This window comes from Mammaliicoccus sp. A-M4 (assembly GCF_022386955.1).
Taxonomy (GTDB): domain Bacteria; phylum Bacillota; class Bacilli; order Staphylococcales; family Staphylococcaceae; genus Mammaliicoccus; species Mammaliicoccus lentus.
In genome coordinates this window covers 325,819-350,649 of the sequence record NZ_JAJNHH010000002.1, presented here as the reverse complement: position 1 = coordinate 350,649, position 24,831 = coordinate 325,819, and the positions used below count along the sequence as shown (strand labels likewise).

27 protein-coding genes are annotated in these 24,831 nt (G+C 31.8%); 7 read left to right on the top strand and 20 right to left on the bottom strand.

The features are described from left to right. Positions 1 to 461: 461 nt before the first annotated feature. From LQ682_RS03630 to LQ682_RS03585, 10 genes are all read right to left on the bottom strand, one after another. Entirely contained in the window at positions 462 to 1,109 is a 648-nt protein-coding gene (locus LQ682_RS03630) for a KinB-signaling pathway activation protein (RefSeq protein ID WP_103269454.1), read from the bottom strand. Positions 1,110 to 1,124: 15 nt separating this feature from the next. Continuing rightward, positions 1,125 to 2,186, bottom strand: coding sequence for an Mrp/NBP35 family ATP-binding protein (locus LQ682_RS03625; RefSeq protein ID WP_016998985.1), 1,062 nt, complete (start codon positions 2,184 to 2,186; stop codon positions 1,125 to 1,127). 138 nt (positions 2,187 to 2,324) lie between these two features. Then, positions 2,325 to 3,794, bottom strand: coding sequence for an MDR family MFS transporter (locus tag LQ682_RS03620; protein ID WP_239723871.1), 1,470 nt, complete (start codon positions 3,792 to 3,794; stop codon positions 2,325 to 2,327). Between the two features lie 70 nt (positions 3,795 to 3,864). Continuing rightward, entirely contained in the window at positions 3,865 to 4,332 is a 468-nt protein-coding gene (locus LQ682_RS03615) for a SepA family multidrug efflux transporter (protein WP_016998983.1), read from the bottom strand. Positions 4,333 to 4,374: 42 nt separating this feature from the next. Next, the gene (sdrM, locus tag LQ682_RS03610) at positions 4,375 to 5,706 is read right to left on the bottom strand and encodes a multidrug efflux MFS transporter SdrM (RefSeq protein ID WP_103269456.1); all 1,332 of its coding nucleotides are present in this window, start codon (positions 5,704 to 5,706) and stop codon (positions 4,375 to 4,377) included. A 3-nt stretch (positions 5,707 to 5,709) separates the two neighbouring features. Then, positions 5,710 to 7,299, bottom strand: a complete 1,590-nt coding sequence (locus LQ682_RS03605) for an amidohydrolase (protein ID WP_239723870.1) — start codon at positions 7,297 to 7,299, stop codon at positions 5,710 to 5,712. A 181-nt stretch (positions 7,300 to 7,480) separates the two neighbouring features. Beyond that, on the bottom strand, positions 7,481 to 7,888 hold the full coding sequence (locus LQ682_RS03600; protein ID WP_016998980.1) for a TipAS antibiotic-recognition domain-containing protein: 408 nt from the start codon (positions 7,886 to 7,888) through the stop codon (positions 7,481 to 7,483). A gap of 256 nt (positions 7,889 to 8,144) precedes the next feature. Further along, entirely contained in the window at positions 8,145 to 8,387 is a 243-nt protein-coding gene (locus LQ682_RS03595; RefSeq protein WP_103269459.1) for a hypothetical protein, read from the bottom strand. A 10-nt stretch (positions 8,388 to 8,397) separates the two neighbouring features. Next, entirely contained in the window at positions 8,398 to 9,096 is a 699-nt protein-coding gene (gene trhA, locus LQ682_RS03590; protein WP_016998978.1) for a PAQR family membrane homeostasis protein TrhA, read from the bottom strand. A 13-nt stretch (positions 9,097 to 9,109) separates the two neighbouring features. After that, positions 9,110 to 10,297, bottom strand: a complete 1,188-nt coding sequence (locus LQ682_RS03585) for a UTP--glucose-1-phosphate uridylyltransferase (protein ID WP_016998977.1) — start codon at positions 10,295 to 10,297, stop codon at positions 9,110 to 9,112. Between the two features lie 181 nt (positions 10,298 to 10,478). On the opposite strand from LQ682_RS03585, the gene LQ682_RS03580 reads away from it, so the two are divergent. Continuing rightward, entirely contained in the window at positions 10,479 to 10,631 is a 153-nt protein-coding gene (locus tag LQ682_RS03580) for a hypothetical protein (protein ID WP_016998976.1), read from the top strand. 136 nt (positions 10,632 to 10,767) lie between these two features. Here the strand turns inward: LQ682_RS03580 and LQ682_RS03575 are convergent, their stop codons facing one another. Both LQ682_RS03575 and LQ682_RS03570 read right to left on the bottom strand, forming a co-directional pair. Next, the gene (locus tag LQ682_RS03575) at positions 10,768 to 11,259 is read right to left on the bottom strand and encodes a metal-dependent hydrolase (RefSeq protein WP_016998975.1); all 492 of its coding nucleotides are present in this window, start codon (positions 11,257 to 11,259) and stop codon (positions 10,768 to 10,770) included. A 282-nt stretch (positions 11,260 to 11,541) separates the two neighbouring features. Next, positions 11,542 to 12,240, bottom strand: a complete 699-nt coding sequence (locus LQ682_RS03570) for a hypothetical protein (protein WP_135032587.1) — start codon at positions 12,238 to 12,240, stop codon at positions 11,542 to 11,544. A gap of 159 nt (positions 12,241 to 12,399) precedes the next feature. Here LQ682_RS03570 and hutG point away from each other — a divergent pair, with 159 nt between their 5' ends. Further along, a complete protein-coding gene (hutG, locus tag LQ682_RS03565) occupies positions 12,400 to 13,389 on the top strand; it encodes a formimidoylglutamase (RefSeq protein ID WP_218729447.1) in 990 nt (329 codons plus the stop codon). Positions 13,390 to 13,392: 3 nt separating this feature from the next. Continuing rightward, on the top strand, positions 13,393 to 14,301 hold the full coding sequence (rarD, locus tag LQ682_RS03560) for an EamA family transporter RarD (protein WP_016998972.1): 909 nt from the start codon (positions 13,393 to 13,395) through the stop codon (positions 14,299 to 14,301). Between the two features lie 72 nt (positions 14,302 to 14,373). Here the strand turns inward: rarD and argF are convergent, their stop codons facing one another. Further along, positions 14,374 to 15,393 (bottom strand): ornithine carbamoyltransferase, encoded by a 1,020-nt coding sequence (argF, locus tag LQ682_RS03555; RefSeq protein ID WP_239723877.1) that lies wholly within the window; start codon positions 15,391 to 15,393, stop codon positions 14,374 to 14,376. Positions 15,394 to 15,598: 205 nt separating this feature from the next. Here argF and LQ682_RS03550 point away from each other — a divergent pair, with 205 nt between their 5' ends. The 3 genes from LQ682_RS03550 (at position 15,599) to LQ682_RS03540 (ending at position 17,127) form a co-directional block, all read left to right on the top strand. Next, positions 15,599 to 15,859 carry a SunI/YnzG family protein gene (locus LQ682_RS03550; RefSeq protein WP_064211662.1) on the top strand — a complete coding sequence of 87 codons (261 nt, stop codon included), beginning with the start codon at positions 15,599 to 15,601 and terminating at the stop codon, positions 15,857 to 15,859. Positions 15,860 to 16,051: 192 nt separating this feature from the next. Then, complete coding sequence (locus tag LQ682_RS03545; protein ID WP_218729448.1) at positions 16,052 to 16,774, top strand: SDR family NAD(P)-dependent oxidoreductase; 723 nt, start codon at positions 16,052 to 16,054, stop codon at positions 16,772 to 16,774. 11 nt (positions 16,775 to 16,785) lie between these two features. Further along, positions 16,786 to 17,127 (top strand): heme oxygenase, encoded by a 342-nt coding sequence (locus tag LQ682_RS03540; protein ID WP_064205193.1) that lies wholly within the window; start codon positions 16,786 to 16,788, stop codon positions 17,125 to 17,127. Positions 17,128 to 17,288: 161 nt separating this feature from the next. On the opposite strand, the gene LQ682_RS03535 is transcribed toward LQ682_RS03540, so the two are convergent. Then, on the bottom strand, positions 17,289 to 18,647 hold the full coding sequence (locus LQ682_RS03535; RefSeq protein WP_218729449.1) for a YjiH family protein: 1,359 nt from the start codon (positions 18,645 to 18,647) through the stop codon (positions 17,289 to 17,291). 359 nt (positions 18,648 to 19,006) lie between these two features. Here LQ682_RS03535 and LQ682_RS03530 point away from each other — a divergent pair, with 359 nt between their 5' ends. Further along, the gene (locus LQ682_RS03530; RefSeq protein WP_064205191.1) at positions 19,007 to 20,161 is read left to right on the top strand and encodes an MFS transporter; all 1,155 of its coding nucleotides are present in this window, start codon (positions 19,007 to 19,009) and stop codon (positions 20,159 to 20,161) included. A gap of 112 nt (positions 20,162 to 20,273) precedes the next feature. Here the strand turns inward: LQ682_RS03530 and LQ682_RS03525 are convergent, their stop codons facing one another. The 6 genes from LQ682_RS03525 to LQ682_RS03500 all read right to left on the bottom strand — a co-directional run bounded on the left by LQ682_RS03525 (position 20,274) and on the right by LQ682_RS03500 (position 24,696). Next, positions 20,274 to 20,789: an Asp23/Gls24 family envelope stress response protein gene (locus tag LQ682_RS03525; RefSeq protein ID WP_218729451.1), complete on the bottom strand. Its 516-nt coding sequence runs from the start codon at positions 20,787 to 20,789 to the stop codon at positions 20,274 to 20,276. Between the two features lie 67 nt (positions 20,790 to 20,856). Beyond that, positions 20,857 to 21,081 (bottom strand): DUF2273 domain-containing protein, encoded by a 225-nt coding sequence (locus tag LQ682_RS03520; protein ID WP_017001187.1) that lies wholly within the window; start codon positions 21,079 to 21,081, stop codon positions 20,857 to 20,859. Positions 21,082 to 21,104: 23 nt separating this feature from the next. Beyond that, on the bottom strand, positions 21,105 to 21,644 hold the full coding sequence (amaP, locus tag LQ682_RS03515) for an alkaline shock response membrane anchor protein AmaP (protein ID WP_064211668.1): 540 nt from the start codon (positions 21,642 to 21,644) through the stop codon (positions 21,105 to 21,107). Positions 21,645 to 21,860: 216 nt separating this feature from the next. Beyond that, the gene (locus tag LQ682_RS03510; protein WP_017001185.1) at positions 21,861 to 22,877 is read right to left on the bottom strand and encodes a FecCD family ABC transporter permease; all 1,017 of its coding nucleotides are present in this window, start codon (positions 22,875 to 22,877) and stop codon (positions 21,861 to 21,863) included. After that, positions 22,874 to 23,878, bottom strand: coding sequence for a FecCD family ABC transporter permease (locus tag LQ682_RS03505; RefSeq protein WP_017001184.1), 1,005 nt, complete (start codon positions 23,876 to 23,878; stop codon positions 22,874 to 22,876). The genes LQ682_RS03510 and LQ682_RS03505 overlap by 4 nt, the downstream gene beginning before the upstream one ends. 14 nt (positions 23,879 to 23,892) lie before the next feature. Beyond that, positions 23,893 to 24,696, bottom strand: a complete 804-nt coding sequence (locus LQ682_RS03500; RefSeq protein ID WP_017001183.1) for an ABC transporter ATP-binding protein — start codon at positions 24,694 to 24,696, stop codon at positions 23,893 to 23,895. Positions 24,697 to 24,831 lie beyond the last annotated feature (135 nt).

Below are 24,831 nucleotides of genomic sequence, written 5' to 3'. Positions count from 1 at the left end.
CGCCAGCGTTCATCCTGAGCCAGGATCAAACTCTCCATAAAAGAAGTAAGCTTGATTAGCTCTTGTTGATTGGTTAAGCCAATCACTCTTTGAAGTACTTTCAGTACTCAATTATTGGAATTAACGTTGACATATTGTCATTCAGTTTTCAATGTTCATTTAAATAAATGTTCAAACAATATTGTACTAAAAACAAAGATTGTTTTCAACTTATTTTTCTTAACTATTTTTTAACACGTTTATAAATATATCGCATTTACAACGTCTTAACAAGAGTCAATTTTACACTTTCAATAAAAACTTTATTTATTGTTTTGTGTGTTTCGCCTGTCGTTTTCGGCGACTTTTATATAATATCAAGTGGCCAATAAAAAGTCAACGATATTCCTTAAAATTTTTACAAGAAATTAAAAAACACAAATTCGGATTGTAAATCATCCATAAATTTGTGTTTTTCTTCTCTATTTCATCTTTTTGCTACTTGTACCTTTAATTTTTTCTTTCTTTTTTCTTTCTTCCAAAGATAGTTCATTATATTTGGGTAACATTATTAATTGATATGAATTACATAATAAAAGTCCAAATATCGTTAAATAAATCCAACTAGTATCCTCAACTCTTAAAAATGGGATTAATTCTACAGTTGTCATAACTATCATAAAGAACATAGAAGGAATCCATAAATTCTTTTTAGATTGTTTATTTTTGATATTACTTGTAATAATTGCAAAAATAATTACAACAATAGGTAACCATATGAATGAAATAATTTGATCCGTGCCACCAAATCTTAAAAATCTAAAATAAACGAGGTCAAAAATCGCAAATACAGTTACAACGATTTGTACATGTGGCCATATCTTACCAAATATACCTATACCTAACTGATTGATAAACAAATAAATAAAATATGCTAGCTGACTTATTGTTGCAACCAGTAAGCCTACAACAACAAACCATATCGATGCTGCTACAAATTCGCCAACTTCTCCAGCGACTAAATATTTAGTTACTTTATCATATCCAAATATCAATGAAGATATATATGTAACAATTACACCGATTAACAGAGTATTCCTATAAAATTGTATTAAATATTTAAGAGTCACTAACTTACCTCCGTATTATGATTCCGTTGTAATATCAATAACATTTTCAGCTATTTGATCATAAATTTTGCCTAGTGGTTCATGAGAACCATAAATAGAAGGAGAGAAATTCTCTTCATTCCATTCTGGTTGACTCAACGGTAATTCTCCTAATAATGGCGTTTGTAACTCTTGTGCTAATTTAGCACCGCCACCTTTACCAAACACATATTCCTTATTTCCAGTTTCTTTACTTTGGAAATATGACATATTTTCTATGACACCTAGTATTGTATGTTCGGTATGTTTAGCCATAGCTCCAGCTCTTGCTGCAACAAATGCTGCGGTTGGATGAGGTGTTGTCACTATTATTTCCTTACTAGAAGGTAACATCGTATGCACGTCGAGTGCCACATCGCCTGTGCCTGGAGGTAAATCTAAGATTAAATAATCTAATTCTCCCCATTTAACTTCTGTGAAGAAACTAGTAATCATTTTACCTAGCATTGGACCTCTCCAAATTACAGGTGCGTTTTCTTCAACAAAGAAAGCCATAGAAATAACTTTAACGCCTTCTCTTTCTACAGGTATGATATGCTCCCCTTCTACTTCAGGTTTTTCCTGAATACCCATCATATCAGGTACACTAAAACCATAAATGTCTGCGTCTACAAGACCAACTTTTTTTCCTTGTCTTGCTAATGATACTGCTAAGTTTACGGCAATAGTTGATTTACCAACTCCACCTTTACCAGAAGCTACTGCTATAAATTCAACCGGATTATCTTTAGATAATAATCCTTCTATTGTTTGTTCTTCCATTATTCCTTTGAATTTTTCTAATGTTTCTTCAGATAATTCATCGAAACGTATTCCAACAGTTTTAGCACCGTTGTCTTTTAATAGGTCTACAATTTCCATTTGTAAATCAAGTTGCGGTTGTCCACCCATCTTGGCAATCGCTATTTTAACACTAATGTGTTCTTTTTCTTCTTTAACGCTAACTTCTACAATTCCACCAGTTTCTTTAATTGGTACATCTACTATCGGGTCGTGTAACTCCCCAACTAATTCTTTAACCTGTTCTACAGATAACAATGCTACTACTTCCCTTCTTCTTGTTAATCTATTCGTATCATATTCAGTGTAACAAAAAATATAGATTAATTGTTAGTTTATTGTTCAAAAAAAGCAGGCGAGACATTAATTAAATGTCTCAGCCTGCTTCTTTTAAATTTAATTTGAATGATTTGGAATTCTTGTATTTTGGTGTTTGTTCTCTGTTTTTATAAACATAGAAAGTACTATACCAAAAAATACAATTACAGTTAATACTAGGAATGCAGTATTAATACCGTGTATCATTGCTTGAGATTGCAATATCTCAGCTTTATTTCCTGCACTTGCCGCTTCAAATTGTTCTTTTGATGGGTTAAAGTTTTTAGCACCAATTGACATGATTGTTACTAATATACCTGTACCGATCGAACCAGAAATTGTACGTAATGTATTCATCATAGCAGTACCATGTGATAATAAGTCGTTTGGTATTGCATTTAAACCAGCTGTATTTACAGGCATCATTATCATCGATACGCCGAACATTCTAATAGTATATACTACAATTAAATATACTAATGAAGTGTCTGTACTCATAAATGCCAGCATAAACGTTGTAATCGTTATAATTGTAAAACCTGTTATCGCTAACCATTTAGTACCATATTTATCGAATAATCTACCTGTTACAAGTGACATTACACCAGTAATAATTGCCCCAGGTAATAATAATAAACCGGAAATGAGCGCTGAATATCCTCTAGCATCTTGCATATACATTGGCATTAATAAAGATGGTCCTATTAAAGATATCATAGTAAATACACTAATAACTGTAGTTAAAGCGAATGTTTTATATTTAAACACTCTGATATTTAATAATGGATTTGTTAATTTTAATTGTCTTGTTAGGAATATTACGATTGTCACTATACCTATTATTAATGAAACAATAACAGTTAGTGATGAAAAGCCCATCGATCCTGCACTACTAAATCCATATAAGAGGGCACCAAACCCTACTGTTGATAATATAATTGATGGTACATCTAAATGAACATCTTTTGGTTTAGAAATATTAGTTAAATATTTCGCTCCAAAACTCAATGCTACTACTGCAAATGGAATGATTGAATAAAACGGACTTCTCCAACTAAAATTATCAACTAAGTAACCTGATAAAGTTGGTCCTATTGCAGGTGCGAATGAAATAACAAGACCTGCCATACCCATTGCAAAACCACGTTTTTCTTTAGGGAATAAATTAAATAGTACGAATTGCATAAGTGGCATCATAACGCCTGCGCCCATCGCTTGAAGTACTCTTGCTAACATTAAAACACTAAAAGTAGGTGCTAAAGCAGCAACTACCGTACCTACCGTAAACGATAGCATCGCCATTAAATAAAGCGGTCTCGTATTAAATTTGTCCATTAAAAATGCAGTGGCAGGTATCATAACACCATTGACTAGCATGAATCCTGTCATTAACCATTGCCCTTGGTTAGCATCAATATTTAAATGCACCATGATTTCAGGTATCGCTGTGTTTAATAAAGTTTGGTTTAAAATAGCCACGAAAGCACTGACTAACATGACAGCGACAACTAAATTTCTTTTACCTTTTGAAATATCCTGAACGTCCATGGTTTCATCTCCTTCTAAATATACCTTAGCTATTATGCACTAATTTATTTCGGAAATCAAAATAAACGTTCTATTTATTTAAATTTTTACTTTCTGGATAGAATATTTCAGTACAGATGTACAGAATCGTGATTATGATCAAAATCACCCAAAAATCAATTTTAATTTGAGAATAGTAAATATGAACGCAAAAATAAAACATAACGGTGCTCACCGATATCGTTAATAAGTGAAATGTCATACCTTTAAAATAAGGGTTATCATTTAATTTGGTTTTAAACCTATCTAGCAACAATTCAATGGCTACTAAAGTGAAATATCCGAATAGTATATAACTGCCGTAATAAATTAAATTGTCAATCATGCTTTTATTATAGTTAAACTCTGCTAAACCATAATATATAAGTATTCTGCTTAATCCAAACATACCAAAGGAAAGTAGCACGATAAATATAGCACCAGATATAGTAAATATACCTACGATAGCTAGTATCGCTAGCAAATGAAAAATATCAAAGCGTTTGTTTTTTCTTCTCATAAAGCGCTACTCCTTTTAAATATGTTTACATACAAATTAAATCTAACTTTTTACTTCTTTAAAAATAATCGCCCATACAAATGTTAATATCACTACAATTAACATGATGTATAACATAATATTTTGAATACCATATACTAAAAATGGGACGTTTAATGCAAATATAGATGCAACAATTAATGAACCTGTTGTACTTCCGATTGTTTTGAACAATGTATAAATAGACATCATTGAACCTAAATGTTGAGGTGGTGACTCTTCTTGAACAATTACGACATCTTTTGTATATACCGTTCCAAATGAAGTTCCCATTACAAATACAGCAAAAGGTATAATAGCAATCATTTCAACACCTGTTAAGATGGCAAACGCCCCTACAAACATTGCTAAGAAAGCTAACATATAAATAAATTTCAAAGCCAACTTATCTAATTTACCTAAAACAAAAGTAATAATTAGCCAACCTACAGACATAGGGAAAATGAGTAGTCCACTTTGCAATGGCGTAAAGTCTTGTTCATTTTGTAGGTATATAGGCATAAATATAGTGTATCCCATCAGCATTGTTGAATAAATCAAATCTGTAAATAATACGAGTATTATTTTCTTATTAATAGATGCTATCGGAACAAATGGATTTTTAACTTTCTTCTCAACTTTAAATAGTAAAAATATAAAAACAATTAAAGTAACAATACTTAGTATTCTTACTATGGAAGGAACTTGTTCAGAAACAATACACAAGAAACTAGCAACAGCTCCATAGAATACAATTAGGCCTTTATAATCCAATCTCGTTTTTTCAATTGTATCTTGTTCAAAATTAAAATACTTAATAACAAGCCACATTGAAATAAGAGCGATTGGAATATTGATATAGAATAAGAAACTCCAGTTTAAGGATTCTAATATTGCGCCACCAAGTAATGGTCCTACAATACTAGAAATACCCCAAACACTTCCTACTATTCCCATCACTTTATATCTTCTAGGTATAGGGAAAGCAAGTTTAGGAACGACTTGGCCAAGTGTCATCATCACACCTGCTCCCATACCTTGAATAATTCTAGAAAAAACTAAAAGTGTAAAACTTTGCGTTATTTCTGTAAGTCCACAAAGTATACTACCTATAATAAAGGTGGAGATACCTAGTAAAACAACATACTTAATATTTATTCTCTTTACTAACTCACCAACTATTGGCGTCATGAATACAACTGCCATTAAATAAACAGTAAATATCAATGCTACTTCTGTACCAATACCAAAATCTTTTTGCATTGTTGGTGTAGCCAAAGAAACAATAGATGTTTCAATAGCGCTCATAAACATGATTAATACAAGCGCTAATACAATGCCTTTATTTTTAGTCATAATTTACTCTCTTTCATATACAATTTCCCCATTTACAACTGTTTTTGTTGCCTGAATTGTAGCTAATTCTTTTTTATCAATTTCAAATGGATTTTTATTTAATACTGTGAAGTCCGCTTCATAACCTGCTTTAATCAACCCAGTTTTCTCAGTAGTTTGAGCTATCTTACTCGCCTGAGTTGTATAAAGACCAATTGCATCAAAAACAGGTAAAGCCTCCTCAATAAAATATGCACCATCTTGTCCATATGATTGTCTATTAACAGCAGCATGAATCCCTAAAATTGGATTAGGTATTTCTATCGGAGCATCTGAACCTCCACCTATTATAATATTACGTTCCAACATTGATTTAAATGGATATAAATACCTCGCTCTTTCTGAACCTACTTTGTCTTCAACCCATGGAAAATCGCTTGTTATAAATTGTGGTTGAACGTCACATATAACAGGTAATTTTGAAACACGTTCTAATAATTCTTCATTTAACGTACTAATATGGATTAAACGGTCTCTTAAGCCGTTTGGAACTGGATTGTTTTCTATCGCATCCAATACCATTTCGCAAGCCCTATCTCCTATCATGTGAACAGCTATAGCACCATTATGCTTTCTTGCAAGTTTTACTTTCTCATCTAAAGCTTCCGGTGTATAAATAGCTAGACCATAATTTTCCCCGCTCGGATCATTCGAGTAAGGTTCTTTCATTAATGCTGTACTCCCACCGAATGCCCCATCAGCGTAAAACTTCATCGCGTCTGGCTCTAGCCAATTTTCTACAAATGTAGCACCATCTTGTATCATTTGTTCATACACACTAAAATGTCTTAACAGTCTAACTTTAAATGGTTTTTGATGTTGTTTATCTCCTATAACTGTTTTATATGCGTTTAATACATCTTTATAATCATTATAATAACCTAAATCTTCAGTATGTGCGCCAGTCACGCCAAATTGATATAAATAATCAACAGCATTTGTTAAATGTCTAGTTAAAGATTTTTCATCTTCAGTCATGGAAAGTTCTTCAAAAGGTTCCATTGCAGTATCGTATATCCACCCTGTTAACTCGCCGTTTACTTTTTCATATGATCCACCTTCAGGATTTTGAATATGATGATCAATATTTAATAATTCTAAAGCTTTAGAATTAACAAAAGCAGCATGTCTACATACACGTTTTACGATAACAGGATTGTCTTGACATAGTTCATCTAAATCATGTTTATTCAAACGTATACCATCAAGTAAATTTTCATCATAGCCTTCAGCAACAAGCCATTCACCTTCAGATAATTTTTCAGCTTTTAATTTGATTTTATTTTTAATTTCTTCAATATTCGTTTCTCCATTTAAAATTACGGAAGACAACCATACACCAGTTCCCATCACATGGATATGCGTTTCCACAAACCCTGGAAACATTGTTTCGCCTTTTAAATCAATAACTTCGTATTCTTTTTCATTTATTCGATTTAAATCATCTTGGTCCAAAACTTTTTGAACCTTGTTCTGATTAACAATTACGCCTTTATATGTATCATCAGGATTTATCATTGTATAGATTGTGCCATTTTTGAAAAGCTTTTTCATCATATCCATCTCCTTGTAAAATTGCTCTTACGCTAATTCTACATATTAAACCAAAAAAAATACAACGATAAAAATAATAAAACCAATTAAAATAACAATCATTCTTGGCGTTCAGCATAGTTAAAAGCTTTTTAAAAGCTGAACACCAAGTAATCAAGTTTATTAATTGGTTTAAATTTGTTTAATTTTCTAGTACATGCCTAACAGCTGTGATAAGCACTCTTGATCTTTCTTCCCCGAAATACTCTCTAAATCTTGCATCTTCATCATACATCTCCACCATTTCAAGATGTCTTTCTTCTGTATAAGTCGGCCAGCTATATGTTAACCATTCTTTGTGTAATTCTGTTGCTTTTTGCTGTCTTTCTAAAGTAGCTCCATTATCAACAATTTCATCCAGTTGTTTAAACAAGTCATTTTCTATCTCATTTTTGCTTTGAATTTCATCTTGAGACATATCTACATATTTATCATCCGCCTGATCGATATTCTCGTGACCAAATCTTTCTTCTACTTGCTCGCCTTGTTTTTCTTCATTTTCATTAAGTACCTCTCGATGGAACGCTTCATATTTTCTTTCTTTTGTCATCTTTAAAGCCCCCTTCTATTTCAAAAATAGCTTATATATATGTTTTACCCATTTTTTAAAAAGTTAATGAAAAATAAGAAAGGAGAGCAGGACAGAATCCTTATTTTTTAAAAAGATTCCGTAGTCCCGCTCCGGCAAGGATGACTAGGTTTGAAAAATTTAATATAAGCGCATTTTCCAGTCAACTACTGCCAATATAACAAAAGAGTCTGAGACAATTTTTATGTCTCAGACCTTTTCATTAATATTTTATATTTTATTTTAATCGTCTATCTTCATCGGTTTTTATATGTTCATTAAATTTTTGTTGGTTATTTCTTTTTTGATGTTTGATCAATAAAATCATGACATAAAGTAAACAAAGACCAAATATAAGGGAAATGACACCCATGAATTGTAAACCGCTTGCTCTACCATCACTAAATACAAAGTAATAAAAGAAATAGCATTGAATCATTATAATAATTGTCAAAACAATATAATACAAACGGTAATTCATGACTTACCTCCTACATAAAGTACATTATTGCAATGAAATGAAATATGGATGCAATCAATATAAAGAAATGCCAAATCATATGGAAATACTTTTTATCTTTTTGTGCATAGAACCATGCACCAATTGTGTAACTAATACCACCGAAAAGTATAAATAACATAAATAGAAGAGATGTTTTATTAATAATAGACGGTAGCATAAGAACACCCATCCATCCCATTATTAAATACATTGATAAACTCAATTTATGATTAACATTTTTAGCAGTAGATTTATAAACTATGCCCCATATTGTTATTCCCCATTGGACACCCATTATGACCCAACCTAACCATCCGCCTACTAGAGACAATGCGATAGGTGTATATGTTCCACATATTGCAATGTAAATCATACTATGATCTATAATTCGCATAATATATTTCTGCGGAGACGAAGTAGACATAGAATGATAAACTGCTGATGATAAGAACATAAGCATGATACTAATAATATAAATAGACACACTTGTTGATTTTAGTGCACCATCTTGTATATAACTTGCAACTGCTGCATATGGTAAAAAGAATAACAATATAAAAGCTGGTACTCCATGTGATACTGCATTTCCCACTTCTTCTCCAAAGGAAAGAGGCATAATATCTTTAAAGGCCTCTTTCACTTTTCCTTCTTTTTTGTGATGAGATTTTGCATTACTAGACTGTTCCATTCACTTACCTCTTTTACAATAATTGATTTGCTTCTAGATCTTGTTGTGCTGTTTCTATACTATCTTTTCCTTCTTTATTTTTTAATGGACTAAATTCTTCTTTTCTATCTACTTGTAGTGTAGCAAATGAATTTGCATATTGGAAAATATCAAAATAAAATAATTCGAATTTTAAAGTTTCTTTTTCTATTACACTAAAATCTTCATCTATTTGCTTAAGGTTTTTAATCGCTAAGTGATAAGGAAGTGGTTTAGAAGCCGCTTCAATTAAGAAATCTAATTTAAAGGCATGAATTCCAATATTAGCGTTTTCTAATTTATTAACCTCACCTTCAGGTAATTCTGAATACTCAAGGACTTGTTTTTTATCATCAATAGATACTATACGACCTACTTTTTCGTCTGGATATGCTTGTACTGATTTAGTTGTAATGTCGCAATCCTTTTCTTTTATAAAACCGGCAAATTCTGGATCTAATACTTTAACTAGCACATTATCAATATTATTTAAGAATAAATATTCTACACCATTGTCTTTCATTTCATTTAATAAATTAGCTTTTTCTAATGATTTAAAAACGCCACCGTTTCCATTCGGGGTACGCATAATATGTTTATCTTTATCTAATACAAGTTCCCCCTCTGTTGATAGGGCTACAACATGGTCTTGTTTGAAAAAGTGGATATAAGATTCATCATAACCAAAATAATTATTTTCTAAAAAGAAAGATAGTGTATCTTTATGATTAATATCACTCGTCATGATGTACCAATGAATAGGTGTTCCAGTTTCTTCGAATAATTTATTTAACTGTTCTGCTTGTCTTTCAAATAAACTTTTATCATTAAATGAGAAAGTGCCCTTAGGTGCTTTATGACCTAAACGCGTACCTTGGCCACCAGCCATAAGTAAAACTGCAAATTTACCTTCTTTAATTGCACTTAAACCTAATGAGCGGTACTCTGCTAATTTCTCTTCAGGTAAGTTTTCTTTAATGTCATAATTAATTTGTTCTACATCATCTGCTATTTCAATCATTTTTCTATTTACATAAACATTTTCATATAATTTATCTACTTCATCTAGATCTATTCTGTCCATATCTATGTGTAGCTGTTCTTTTTCGCTTTGGCTCATCATTTTACAATATTCTAAAATGTGACCTTGCCCGTGTTGCTTTAAGATTGTTTCATCTAGCATTTATAATACCTCCAAAATTTGACTCATTATCATTATACGACTTTAGAATGATTTGTCTAAAAATATCATAAAATAATTAAAATTTAAATGATTACAGAAGTAAAATGTGGGTATGATATATAATGTGTAGATTCTATAACACAAATAATCCTATATCTAATAGGTCAAGGAGGATTTTATTATGAGTTTAGGAGACAAATTTAACGACGCAAAAGATCAAGCAGTTGACAAAGGTAAAGAGCAGGTAGACAAAAACAAAGACGAGTATACTGAAAAAGGTAAAGATTTTGCCAAAGACAAAGGTAAAGATCTTAAAGACAAATTCAGTAAATAACATAAGTATTATAAAACAGTCCGAAGCATATATAAATGTCTCGGACTGTTTCTTTAATATAGGGAAGGGTGACTATGAAATATTTTTACTAAAAGGAGATTTCCACCCCACTCCCTTCACTTTTAAATATCTATTTTTATAAAAATAATCTATAAATATCTTTCCACCATAATACCACTGTAATAGCGGTAAATGCTGTTGAAAGACTTAAATCAACTACTCCGCCTGTCCTAAATACAAAGGGCATTTTTACAGATATATTAATTGGATAGAATAATTTTACGCCTCTAGGTGTAAGCATATCTAAAATAATATGTGATAGCATCCCCATTATAATAGATACTAAATATGGCTCAGGAGCTTCAATTGCCTTTAACCCCCAAAATATTAAAAATAGAAATAGTAATGAATGTGTAAAAGTCCTATGTCCAAAAATTGTGCGTATAATTAAACTTAAAGGAAAAAGCTTTCTACCTATATTGCTTTTAAAATGACAAATATCTGGTACTAAACTAGCCACTCCACATAAACTGACAATTGTAAAAGACGTAAAGATATCCTCTCCATAATAAATACTTAATGATGACCCGATGAATATACCGCAAGCTAGATGTGTTTTTCCCGTCATATTAGTTTTCCTCGTTTCTATAAATTTCTTTATTAATTTTAACATAATAAAGCGAACAAGTATACGAACACTTTGTGACTTTGTTGTGATTTAAATCACGGTAGAAAAGATTTATTGACAATTATGTGAATTAAATCACATATTCATTGATTTCTATATAACACTTGGTACAATAACAGTGTAAGTCATATTAAACATAACCCTATACCATTGTTGAAATAACCCCCTTATTTCACACCAAAAAGCGCTCGTCAAAATTGACGAGCGCTTTTTGGTTAATCATTAACTTGCTGCTTTATTTTCATTTTGTTGATTATTTTGCAGATTAGACTGTTTGGGTTCTTGCTCTGAGTCATTATTGCTGTTTTGTCTATTCAAATCTTCATGAGATTGTTTATTAGAGTCATCTTCTGAAGAAGGTGTTTCCTGACTTGGAGTATTATCTCTCGATTGATTACTCTGTTCGTTAGGAGACTGTTGTTGATTGTTTTCATTAGTGTCCTGATTTTCTTCAGGTAATTGACAGCCCTCATCATTACATAAATACCCATCATGACTTAAATTTTGCCAAGCTCGAGTAAATTCAATTGTGTTTTCAACTTCATCACACTCCGCTTGAGAATCACCTTGATTCAATAAACAATTTCTTGCTTTTGAATAAGTCTCAGTATCAAATTCACTTTCCCCTGAATTACGATTCGGTTTAACACCATTAACATTTTCTTCAATCGGAATTTCTTCCGATGATCCATTTTCGTTATTAATAGCTTCATTATTATTCTGATTTGTATTTTCGTTCGTTTCTGTTTCTTGACTACTATTTTTCTCAGTCGTCTTTTCTTCCGTTGTTTTTTTCTTATTTGCGTTCGTTTCTGAAGTTTTTTCGTCTTGGTTTGATTTATTTGTATTCGTAGAAGTTTCATTATCACATGCTACTAGAAACATTAAGCAAACTGCTAAGAGACCATATATCCATTTCATAGAATCACTCCTGGGCCTTTTTGCTTTATTTTCCTTGCTACTCATAAAAGACACTTCTTTCTTATAAAATAATTGAGCATTAATTAAAACATAAGAATATCATACATGATAAACTAATATTAGTAAAAATAATTGTATCATCCCAAGGAGGTATTTGTTATGTATAAAGCTGTCAACAAAGATGAATGGACTGGTAGAACAGATAGCGAAACTTTACGTTCTGCTTTTAGATATCATCAAATTATAGACACAGTTAACTTAGAGCAAGAAGCAATTGAACCAATAAAAGAGTTTGACGATCAAATTAATATGGCTCTCATTGGTTTTGAATGTGACGAAGGTGTCGCTCGTAATAATGGAAGAACAGGAGCGGTCGATGGACCGAAACATTTTAGAAAAGCATTAAGTCCCTTGCCTATTCATAACGAATATTTACACTTAACAGATTACGGTAATGTCGTTTGTCATAAAACTAAACTCGAGGAAGCTCAAGCTGAACTTGGAGACAAATTATCTCAAATTCTTCCATATAACCATTACACTGTACTTGTAGGCGGTGGTCACGAAATCCTATATGGTCACTATTTAGGTGTTAGAAAAGCAAATAAGGACAAAAAAATAGGCATAATAAATATTGATGCTCATTTTGATATGAGAGATTATGATAAACAACCATCTTCAGGAACAATGTTTAAACAAATATTGGACCAAGATGATCAAGTAGGCTACTTTGTTCTAGGCATTCAGAAAAATGGTAATACAAAAGCTCTTTTTGAAAGAGCTGATGAATACGGCGTTCGATATATTCTTGAAGACGAATTAAGAAGTCATCTTTCAATTGAGACAATCACTTCTATAAGCTCTTTCATAGAAGAATATGATGAAATTATGATTACATTGTGTACAGATTCAATTGATGTAAGTTATGCCCCTGCTGTAAGCGCCCCTTGCATTATGGGATTACAACCTCAAATTGTACAAACTATTCTACAATTAGTTACGAATTCAAATAAAAGTACGAGTATAAGCATAGCAGAATTATCACCTAGATTCGATATAGATAATCGCACAGCTAGACTTTTAGCTAATATTGCATCGAACATTTATCACGACCAAGCTGAAGTAGTTCAGTCACATTGTGAGTCTTAATTTATGTCAGAAAATAAAAAAGGCATACTATTAGCTGGGTTAGCCTATACTATATGGGGTGTGCTGCCTTTATATTGGAATCTCGTTGACGAGATTGGTCCATTTGAAATACTTGCACACCGCGTTCTTTGGTCAGTAGTATTTATGCTTATACTATTGACAGTAACCAGACAGTTAAATATGTTTAAAAATGCGACAACAAAGTTATTCAAAAACAAAAAAATGCTAATCGCTATCATAGCAGCCGGATATATTATTACATTAAATTGGGGTACGTTTATATGGGCTGTTAATAACCATCATGTGCTACAAGCTAGTTTAGGTTATTATATAAATCCATTAGTCAGTATATTATTTGCTTTTATATTTTTAGGCGAACGATTTTCTATTGCACAATGGATTGCGATTATACTTGCTTTCATAGGTGTACTATTTATGACGTTTCAAGTTGGAGAATTTCCAACAGTATCCATCTTGTTAGCTGTCTCATTTGCGCTATATGGATTAATTAAAAAAGTAGTAGATATTGATGCTTTCAGTAGTATTACAATAGAATGTATTGTAACTTTACCTGCTGCATTGATTTATATCTATTATTTATCTGAAACGAATAATATTACATTTGGTATGAATACTTCTAGCGCTTGGTTATTATTAGCTGGTGTAGTAACAGCTACTCCACTTGTACTGTTTAGTGCTGGCGCAAGAAAAATCCCATTATCTTTAACAGGATTTTTACAATATATTGCACCGACCATTATGTTCTTCTTAGGTATATTCCTTTTAAATGAACATTTTGATATTAACCAATTTATTACTTTCATTTTTATATGGATTAGTATCATCATATATAGTTACTCGAAATACATGGAAATGAAGAAAAACAGAAGAAAACTAATAAAAAACAAATAGAAAAATCGTTTCGTTAGAAATAGCGAAACGATTTTTTATTTAATCATACTATCGATTATTTAAACTTAATTATTAATACAATTCTCCACATGTTGCTGCTAAGAGAGCTTTTATAGTATGCATTCTATTTTCGGCTTGTTCAAATACTCTTGAATAACTTGATCTGAATACATCGTCAGTTACTTCCATATTTGTTACACCAAATTTATTAAAACAAAGTTCGCCCATTTCTGTGTTTAAGTCATGTATAGCAGGTAGACAATGTAAAAATAAAGTATTTGGCTGTTCTGTTAAATTAATTAATCGTTGGTTTACTTGGTAATCTTTTAACAATTCATAACGAGCTTCTAATTGATTTTCTTCACCCATCGAACACCATACATCTGTATAAATTACATCACTGCCATATACCCCCTCTTGAATGTTATCTGTTATCAATATTTCACTTCCAGATAACTCACTTAATTCTATCGCTTGTTGTTGTACGCTTTCTTCTGGTTGTAATTCTAGCGGCGCTACGATATGAATATTAACGCCTAATATTGCACTTGTAACTAATAGTGAATGAGCAACATTATTACGCCCATCGCCTACAAACGTAACTGTCTTATTCTCATAAGTACCAAAATATTCTTTGATAGTTAAGAAATCAGCTAACATTTGAGTAGGATGCCATTCATTTGTTAAACCGTTCCAAACTGGTACGTTAGAAAATTTAGCTAAATCTTCAACAGTATGTTGTTCAAAACCTCTAAAGGCTATCCCATCAAACATAGACCCTAATACAATTGCAGTATCTTCAATTGATTCCTTTCTGCCAAGTTGTAAATCTTCTTTACCGAGATAAGATACATGTGCCCCCATTTTAGTAGCTGCTACAGTAAATGCTGCGCGTGTACGAGTTGATTGTTTTTCAAACAATAAAGCAATATGTTTACCATTTAAAAAACGTTGAGGTATGTGATGTTTCTCCTTGAATTTTAGTTCTTCAGCTAATTCAATAAGTTGTTCTAACTCATCTTTAGAAAAATCAACCTCTTTTAAAAAACTTGTCTGATATAAATCTTTTAACTTTGATAACTTCGTCCCAATGAAACCAACTCCTTTTTATTTATAAATAACATCATATAATACTTTTTGCACAATGTAAATAGTTATACAGTATATTGCATAAAAATACTTATTTTATTAGTATGACACATTGTTTTAAAAAGGTAACACATTTTTACTGTTTACTATTGAAAACGAATTCATAATACGTTATGATATAGCTATCAAACAAAAGGATGTGTTAGATATGGCAATGAGAGTATCAAAGGATAATAATCAAGTTCATATTCACTGGAGAGTAGCTGACATTACTATTCCAAATGACGAAATCAAAGAGGTTAAGGAAGATCAAGACATTCATGCATTGTCTAATGAAGACCAAGATCACGTTGTAAGAATTGGTTCAACTTTTGGTAAAACAAATCGTGTCATTATTAATACAGACGATAAAGAATACATTATATATACACATGCCGATAAGAAAATTTATAACGAATTAACTAAATAATACTTAGAAATAATAAACAGGCTGAGACATATTTTTGTCTCAGCCTAATTTATTGTAATAGCAGTAGATGACTGGGGAGGTGCGACGAAATCTTTTTAAATAAAAATTCTGTATCTCTCCTTTTTAAGTAGTTAAAATATTATGCTACTTTTTCATAGCGTGCTAACATAGAGTTAAGGAGTGATGCCAATTATGTTAAGAAGTTTATCAGGCTTAAACGCCATTATCACAGGCGGTTCTAGAGGAATCGGTAAATCTATCGCAATTGCTTTAGCACGTGAAGGTGTTAATATTGCAATCACAAGTAGGAATCTTGATACTCTAAAAGAAACTGCTGATGAACTAAAAGAATTTGATGTAAATATATTTTATAAAGACGCTAATATTGCTCGCAAAAATGATGTACAAAAATTTATAGAAGATGCTCACCATGCACTCGGTTCTATCGATATTGTTATTAATAATGCAGGCGTTATGAAAAACAATCCTTTTTTAGAAGTAGATGAAGAAGAGTTTGACCAACTTTTTGATACTAACGTCAAAGGAATATACTATGTACTACAAGAATCTCTCCCTTATTTAGTTAAACAAAAAAGCGGAGATGTTATAAATATCGCTTCAATGTCAGGACTTAAAGCTAATGCTACAAGCAGTATTTACGCTGCTACAAAATATGCAGTCATTGGAATGACTGAAGGAATTATGCAAGAAATGAGAAAACATAATATTAGAGTTTCTTATTTAACACCTTCAGCTGTTCTCACAGATTTAATTGGAGAACCTAAATTACAAGAAGAAACGATGACACATGCAGATGACGTGGCAGATGTCGTTGTATCTCAGTTAAAACTTCAACCTAGAACTTTCATGAAAACAGCACAAATTTGGGCTACAAACCCAACACCAAAACAATAGGAGTGATTTAGATGTATGTTGTAACGAATAGAATTAAAATGAAAAAAGGCTATGCAGAAAAATTAGCACCAATGTTTACTAAAGGTGGCGCATTACAAGAAATGAAAGGTTTCATTAAAGTTGAAACTTGGAATATGCAAGATATAGAAGAACATGATTTATTACATGTAAATATGTGGTGGGAAACTTTAGAAGACTTCGAAGCTTGGAAAACAAGTGATGCTTTTAAACAAGCACATAATCGTGATGATAAATCTGAAGATGATAAATCCGAGAATGAACAAAGCGATTCACCAATGCTAGGTTCTGAACTCGCAATTGCTAAAGTTGAAACATCACTAGACCCTAAATAAAAATAATTAGACTTATATGCACAATAAAGCATAAGCATTCATAATAAAAAGTCCGAGACATTTATAAATGTCTCGGACTTTTTATTTATATAGGCATCCTTGCTGAGGTGGGCATACAAAATCTTTTTACCAAAATGAGATTTCTCAGCACTTTCTTTTAATTAAAAGAATATATGAGCCATGATAACAATAATAGGTAATGCAATGATTGTACGTATAATATAAATCATAAATAACTTACCTAAACTGACTGGTATTTTAGATCCTAAAATAACGCCCCCTACTTCTGATAAGTAGATTAATTGCGAGATGCTCAATGCTCCGACGATGAATCTTGTCATATCACTAGGCACATCACTAATTAATAATGATGGTAAGAACATATCAGCAAACCCTATTAATAATGTTTCTGAAGCTTCATGTGCATAAGGTATTTGCATTAATTCTAATAATGGTACAAACGGTGCACCTAATATACTAAATAACGGTGTATATTCTGCTACAATTGTAGCCAATGTACCGATAGCCATAACGACTGGCAATACAGCCAACCACATATCTAATACAGTTTTTATACCATTAATGAAAAATTGTTTTAATCCTGGAGACACAACTGCTTTATCAGTGGCTTGTTGAAACCCCCATGTTAATGGATTGTGTGTCTTAGGAATCATTTCATTTAATTTTTCAGTACTACCATTTGAATATTGATCCGGTATTTGTTTAAGTGGCCATATTCTTGGCATAATAAATGCGGCTACAACACAAGCTATAATTACAGATAAATAGAATTTAAAGAAGTGGTCTACAAGCCCTATCGTTTGAGCAATAACAATAGCAAATGTAATTGACACAACTGAAAATGTTGTTGCAATAACTGTCGCTTCACGTCTTGTATAAAATCCTTGTTCATATTGTTGACTCGTAATCATAACCCCTACTGTTCCATCTCCAATAAATGAAGCTAAATTATCAACTGTTGATCTACCTGGTAATTTAAATAATGGTCTCATAACTGGCGCAAACATTGGGCCTAGAAATTCTAATAAACCAAAATCCATTAATAATGGTAGAAACAATCCAGCAAAGAAAAATACCGCTAATAATGTTGGTAATAAGTCGTTATAAACCATTACCCCAGTATTTTCATTAAGCACAACCCCGGGACCGACATTAAAATATACCGAGATTGCAAACAGTGCTCCTAAAATTCTAATAACTACCCAAATCCAATTAACATTAAAAAGTTCATTCGTGATAGTACGTTTTGTAGAAGTCTTGAATACTGTAGAATAAATAATCGTTAATATCGCAGATACTGATATTAATAACATGATAATTAATCCTGATGAATTGCCTAAAAACTCTAAAGTTTTATTAGCTAAAAACGCTACTGGCAGACTTGTTGAAGTCTTCCCGTCCTCATCTGTTACTGAGACAGGTATTAAAAATAAATAAATTCCTAGTAACGATAATATTATAAATTTTAATCTACCAACTAAAACACTTGTTTCTTTCATATGTATGCTCCTTTACGCAAGATTAACTATACACAATATTTTATAAATATTCAATCCTATTCTTTCCTATTTTTATTATATATTTTTTTGTAAGCGCTGTCATTAAAAATCAGGAGAATATATAATAAATAAGACTATTTATAATTAAATAGTCTTATTTCAAGTTACTAATATATTTTAATCATTCAATAATTTGTATATTTCACGTATATTAACCCTTGTTTAATCATGTTCTACTATATTTTTATACATATATTATGAGTTAAATTCTCAATCGTCCGGTTATTAAATTTTGTCTGTATTTTTGAATATCACACTGTTATAATCATGTTTATATGTAAAAAAGAAGGAGTAATAAAATGTCAAAATCACGATTAGTCACATTTATGTTGAGTGTTTTTGTAGTAGGAATGGTTGAATTGATGATTGCTGGTATTTTAACACTGATGAGTGCAGATATGAATATATCAGAAGCAATTGTAGGACAACTTGTAACTGTTTATGCATTAACATTCGCTATTAGTGGTCCGATACTTGTTAAGCTTACAAAGAATTTTTCACCTAAATTAGTATTAATGATTAGCATGATTTTATTTATTATCGGTAACGGGATTATCGCATTTTCACCTAATTTTACAATTTTAGTGATTGGGAGAGTATTATCATCTGCCGCTGCTGCAATCATTGTTGTTAAAATTTTAGCTTTAACTGTTATTTATTCAAAACCAAGTCAACGCGGGAAAATGATAGGTCTTGTTTATACAGGTTTTAGCGCTTCAAACGTTTTAGGTGTTCCTTTAGGTACTAAGATCGGAGACCTTGTTGGTTGGAGAATGACATTTCTATTTATTTGTTTAGTTGGCGTAGTAGCATTTATTCTAATTTCTATTAATATTTCTAGTGACAAAATAAATAATGCTGATGAGCCTACACCTCAAAATCATAGTTATAAGATCTTACAGCCTTTAGAAGTAGTCAAATATTTAAGCATTACATTTCTAATACTTGCTGCAAACTATGTTGTTATCACATATATTAGCCCATTATTATCTATATATGGTTATGACTTAAATATTGTTTCTCTTGTACTATTAGTCGCAGGAATCGGAGCAATTTTAGGTACATCACTAGGCGGTTATATTACTGATGCTATAGGTAGTAAAAACTGGTTAATCATATCATTAAGTACATATACAGTACTTATGTTTATATTCCAATCTTTCTTACCTATATTAATCATCACTCTAATAGGTGTATTCGTTTGGAATATCGTACAATGGGGTTCTAACCCACCAGTTCAAATAGGTATTATTTCTCAAATAGAAGGAGATACTAGTGCAGCGATGAGTTGGAATATGTCTAGCTTAAACGCTGGTATCGGAGCTGGCTCATTATTAGGTGGTATTTTTGTAACTTACTTTAATGTAGTTTCAAGCTTATATGTAGCTGGAGCGCTTAGCTTTATCGCTTTATTGATATGTTTAACAATTAAAAAACAACCAAAAATAGTATAAAAAAAGGGAGGAAGACAGAAATCTTATTTACAAAAAAAGATTTCATAGTCTCGCCCCTGACAAACATGACACAGGCTGAGACATTGATATGTCCCAGCCTGTTTTTTATTCATTATTGTAATTCTTTGTTATTACCTTGTGATTGACCATCTTCATTTGAAGAATTTTTTTGTTCATATTCTTTCTTACTCATAACATCATCTACATGCATGTTTACTTCAACAACTTCAAGACCAGTCATATGTTTAACTTGTTCTTTTACTAAGTCAGCAACTTTTTTGAAAATTTTCGGAGCTGATTCACCATATTCTAAAATAACTTTTAAATCTACAGCAGCTTGTTTTTCTCCTACTTCTACAGAAACACCTTGTGTTACATTGTTTCCAGATGTGAAACGGTCAGTTAAACTAGAAGCAAAGCCGCCTTTCATATCTAAAATACCTCTTACCTCTCTAGCAGCAATACCAGCAATTTTCTCTATTACTTCATCAGAGAATGATAATGTATTTGAAAATTGTTGTTCTTGAACTTGTTCTTGCTGTTGTTGTTGGTTTTCACGTATTTGATCATTTACACCAGTTTGTTCATTGTAACTACTTTTTGCTTTATTGTTGTCTAAATTTGCCATAATAGAATCTCTCCCTTAAAATAGTTTAATTTAATTTATAGTTTCTTTAATTATTTAATAATGCAGTTTAACTTATTCGGTTTAAGAAATTTAAAAACTGCTGAGTACAGTCTTTAATGTACCCTAGTCCTATACCTATTAAACATAGAACAAGAATCAATACCGTTTTCCAAAAACCAATTGTTAAAAATAAAACTGCTAATATTAACATCGCAATAAACCCAACAATTCTCCATTTATACTCTTTAATAAAATTAATGAGTTGATTTGGATCTTGATTTTCATTTGGCATAACCGGAACCTCCTATCCTTAGTCTATAAAACTCTTGTATCACTTGTTTTCTGGTCTCTAACATTAATTTCAATGTTTTTGACAGGTATTTCGGAAAAATGCTCAACATTTTGCTTAATATCGTTCTTCATATTTTCCGTTAATGATTGAATACCATTCGTTTCAGATACAACAAAGAAATCTGCTTTAATCGTTGCATAAGAATTATTTTTCTTATTGTACAACTTTGCTATAACATTTGGTTGTCGTACTTCGTCGTATTTCTGGATTGTACGATAAACACATTTTTCAATCGAATTTCTAGTAATGTATATGTGCCCATCCTCATAATCACGATGTAAGCCTGGTTTCTTATGTGTCGGTTTAAATGCTGCAAAGAACATTAATAAACCAAAGAATATTAAAACCCCTGCACAAGCAATCAATGTCGGTTGAAACCAATTATATTTTAATAGTTCCTGTTGATAGCTTGTTATTTGACTAATATCCAAGTACATAAAAAGAAGCGTGCCCACTACTACTATGATGAATAAGCCTAGGAAAAAATTCTTTAATCTTCTCACTGGCAACTGCACCTCCTATGTAAAGTTCTATTGCTAGTATTAGTTATACCCCTAAAATGATTTTAGAAACGTTTTCAACTCATTATTTCATTTTTTGGTAAAATTTTTTATTAACTACTCTTATTTCCAACAATAAAAAAATCCCTAACCTGTTGAATTAAATCTTCCAACTGATTAGGGATTATTATTAAATATAAATATTGATATCTCAAATTATTATATATGTGCTGATTTTTGCATTAAGTATAAGAAGTATGGCGCGCCTACTATTGCTACAATAATACCTGCTGGCAAGCCATTTGGTTCTAGTACTATTTTACCAATTGTATCTGCGACAACCAGGAGTATAGCTCCGTTTAATACTGCTATTGGTAAATATAGTTGATGTCTTGGTCCCACAATACTTCTTGCAATATGCGGCCCCATAAGTCCAACAAATCCGATACCACCTGCTACTGATACGGCTGCAGATGACAATACGACTGCTAAAAATACGAGTAAAATACGTTCTCTATTATTGTTTATACCGAATGAAACCGATATTTGTTCATTTGTACTGAGTACATTTAGTACATTAGCTTTATAAAATAGGAATGGCATAACTATGATTAACCATGGTATAAATGCAAATACGAACGGCCATTCATCACCCCAAATATTACCTGCAAACCATCTTGCGATAAATTCCATTTGATCTTGATCAAATGTAGACATAATTGTAATGGAAGCACCACTCAATGCAGTTGATAAGCCGACACCAATCAATACCATTCTCACGGGATTAATGCCTTCTCCTTTTTTATAACTAAACATGAATATAACCATCGCCGTCGCTATACCACCGACCATACTTACCATTGGAAGTACATATACAAAATCACCTGGTTGTACAGTACCGACAACTAAGAATAAAGCAATCATAAACCCGCTTCCTGCATTAATACCTAATATACCTGGTTCAGCAAGGGGATTCTTAGTAACACTTTGCAAAATTGCTCCACTTAAAGCTAAACTTGCTCCAGCTAATATCGTTATTAACATTCTCGGCATTCTAAATTCATACAATACCATTGAATCTAGTTCATTACCTTGACCAAATAGTGTTTTAAAGAATTGAATGAATGACATCTTAAATTCGCCTGTCGTCATAGCGAATGCCATTGATGCGATTAATGCTATAATTAAAACGACAAGTGTTATTCTCTGTTTTCTAACTATTTTTGGATGTATCATAATATCTTACCGTCCCTTCTTACAAGATAAAGGAAGAACGGTACACCTATTATAGAAATTACAGCACCTATTGGAGCTTCTCCTAACATTCGTGCTATCATGTCAGCTAAAAGTAATATAAAACCACCCATTACTGCTGTTAAAGGTATAACACGTTTATAGTCTGTACCGACTATAAATCTTACTATGTGTGGCACCATCAAACCTACGAATGCTATTTGCCCTACTATTGATACAGCAATCCCTGCTAAAAACATCGTGGATACTAAACTTGTATATCGCACAACATTACTATTTTGTCCTAATCCTTTTGATAGTGTATCTCCTAGGCTAAGTATCGTTAATTGTCTGCTCATTATAACTAAAACAATTAAAATAACTAGAACAATCGGTGTAGAAATCGCAAGCTGTTTCCAGTTTGTACCACTTACGCCACCAACGCTCCAAAATGTTAAAGTTTGGTTTAATCTAAATATCAATGCGATTCCTTCACTTGCAGCTGTCAATAATGCAGATACTGCGGCACCTGCTAATACTAACCTCATCGGGTTAAAACCACCGCGTTTAGAGGAGCCTACGCTCATGACAAGAATACCACCTATACCTGCACCTATAAATCCTGCAAACATAAGGGTGAAATAACCTGCATTTGGAATAACTGCTAAAGTTAAAGCTAGCATCATACTAGCTCCAGCATTTAAACCAAGTAAACCTGGATCAGCTAATCCGTTTCGAGTAACACCTTGCATAACTGCACCAGATACTGCAAGTGCCATCCCAACGACAACAGCTCCTATTTCCCTAGGTATTCTTATCTCTCTTAAAATATTATGTTCTTCGATACTTGGATTATAATTAAATATTGCGTTATATACCATTTGTAATGATGTGTCTTTTGCTCCAAATAAAAATGACAGAAGTAAAACAGCTACAAGTAAAATAATTGTAACTGTTAAGATAATTGGATAGCGATTTTCTTTAACTGTTTTTGATTGACTCATATGTTGCCATCCTTTTATAACTTAGTATAGTGTTTACATAAAAGATTATAAGTAACAAGCATAGGTTTCCCAGTTCTAGGATCCGTAGATAATTCAGCGTCAATATTAAACACTTCTTCTAGAATTTCATTTGTTAATACTTGTTCTGTTTCGCCTTGAGCAACAATATCTCCAGCTTTCATAGCTATTAAATGATCTGAGAATCTGATTGCTTGGTTAATATCATGTAACACCATAATAATTGTGCAACCTTGTTCTTTATTTAACTCTTGTACAAGTTCTAGAATTTCGAGTTGGTGAGAAATATCTAAATATGTTGTTGGTTCGTCTAGGAATATGATATCTGTCTTTTGTGCGAGTGCCATAGCAATCCATACACGTTGTCTTTGACCACCACTTAAATCGTTAATTGCTCTATATTTAAAATCATGAGTGCCCGTAACGTTAAGCGCCCATTCTATTTCTTCTTTGTCTTTTTTTGATAATCTTCCAAATCCTTTTTGATGTGGATAACGGCCATAAGAAACGAGTTCTCCAACTGTTAATCCATCTGCAACGTCAGGTGACTGAGGTAATATTGCAATTTTCTTTGCGATTTCTTTAGTAGATGTTGAATGTAGATTTTTGCCATCTAAAACAACTTGCCCTGATTGTACATTTAAAATACGACTTAATGCTTTAAGTAATGTTGATTTTCCACAACCATTCGGCCCTATAATAGAAGTAATCTTCCCATCAGGTACCTCTAAAGTTAAATCACTAACTATTGCTTTATCTCCATAACCTATTGAAATGGCTTCTCCCGTTAATCGATTCATAGTGAACCCTCTTTCCGTTTAAAATAAATCTATAATATATGCGTTGCGTTAATTTTTAATTGTAGTTAAATGATAATGATTATCATCACTCGTACTTACGTATTATATCATTTAATAATAGTGATTTCTATCAAT

Coding starts and splice junctions, on each gene's coding strand:
- LQ682_RS03570 (WP_135032587.1), bottom strand. CDS start 12,240: ATGAAATGGATATATGGTCTCTTAGCAGTTTGCTTAATGTTTCTAGTA.
- LQ682_RS03500 (WP_017001183.1), bottom strand. CDS start 24,696: ATGAATCGATTAACGGGAGAAGCCATTTCAATAGGTTATGGAGATAAA.
- LQ682_RS03600 (WP_016998980.1), bottom strand. CDS start 7,888: ATGACAAAAGAAAGAAAATATGAAGCGTTCCATCGAGAGGTACTTAAT.
- LQ682_RS03530 (WP_064205191.1), top strand. CDS start 19,007: ATGTCAAAATCACGATTAGTCACATTTATGTTGAGTGTTTTTGTAGTA.
- LQ682_RS03580 (WP_016998976.1), top strand. CDS start 10,479: ATGAGTTTAGGAGACAAATTTAACGACGCAAAAGATCAAGCAGTTGAC.
- trhA (WP_016998978.1), bottom strand. CDS start 9,096: ATGGAACAGTCTAGTAATGCAAAATCTCATCACAAAAAAGAAGGAAAA.
- LQ682_RS03605 (WP_239723870.1), bottom strand. CDS start 7,299: ATGAAAAAGCTTTTCAAAAATGGCACAATCTATACAATGATAAATCCT.
- LQ682_RS03540 (WP_064205193.1), top strand. CDS start 16,786: ATGTATGTTGTAACGAATAGAATTAAAATGAAAAAAGGCTATGCAGAA.
- LQ682_RS03620 (WP_239723871.1), bottom strand. CDS start 3,794: ATGGACGTTCAGGATATTTCAAAAGGTAAAAGAAATTTAGTTGTCGCT.
- sdrM (WP_103269456.1), bottom strand. CDS start 5,706: ATGACTAAAAATAAAGGCATTGTATTAGCGCTTGTATTAATCATGTTT.
- LQ682_RS03535 (WP_218729449.1), bottom strand. CDS start 18,647: ATGAAAGAAACAAGTGTTTTAGTTGGTAGATTAAAATTTATAATATTA.
- LQ682_RS03545 (WP_218729448.1), top strand. CDS start 16,052: ATGTTAAGAAGTTTATCAGGCTTAAACGCCATTATCACAGGCGGTTCT.
- hutG (WP_218729447.1), top strand. CDS start 12,400: ATGTATAAAGCTGTCAACAAAGATGAATGGACTGGTAGAACAGATAGC.
- LQ682_RS03510 (WP_017001185.1), bottom strand. CDS start 22,877: ATGATACATCCAAAAATAGTTAGAAAACAGAGAATAACACTTGTCGTT.
- LQ682_RS03505 (WP_017001184.1), bottom strand. CDS start 23,878: ATGAGTCAATCAAAAACAGTTAAAGAAAATCGCTATCCAATTATCTTA.
- LQ682_RS03595 (WP_103269459.1), bottom strand. CDS start 8,387: ATGAATTACCGTTTGTATTATATTGTTTTGACAATTATTATAATGATT.
- LQ682_RS03525 (WP_218729451.1), bottom strand. CDS start 20,789: ATGGCAAATTTAGACAACAATAAAGCAAAAAGTAGTTACAATGAACAA.
- LQ682_RS03550 (WP_064211662.1), top strand. CDS start 15,599: ATGGCAATGAGAGTATCAAAGGATAATAATCAAGTTCATATTCACTGG.
- LQ682_RS03585 (WP_016998977.1), bottom strand. CDS start 10,297: ATGCTAGATGAAACAATCTTAAAGCAACACGGGCAAGGTCACATTTTA.
- LQ682_RS03575 (WP_016998975.1), bottom strand. CDS start 11,259: ATGACGGGAAAAACACATCTAGCTTGCGGTATATTCATCGGGTCATCA.
- LQ682_RS03615 (WP_016998983.1), bottom strand. CDS start 4,332: ATGAGAAGAAAAAACAAACGCTTTGATATTTTTCATTTGCTAGCGATA.
- rarD (WP_016998972.1), top strand. CDS start 13,393: ATGTCAGAAAATAAAAAAGGCATACTATTAGCTGGGTTAGCCTATACT.
- LQ682_RS03520 (WP_017001187.1), bottom strand. CDS start 21,081: ATGCCAAATGAAAATCAAGATCCAAATCAACTCATTAATTTTATTAAA.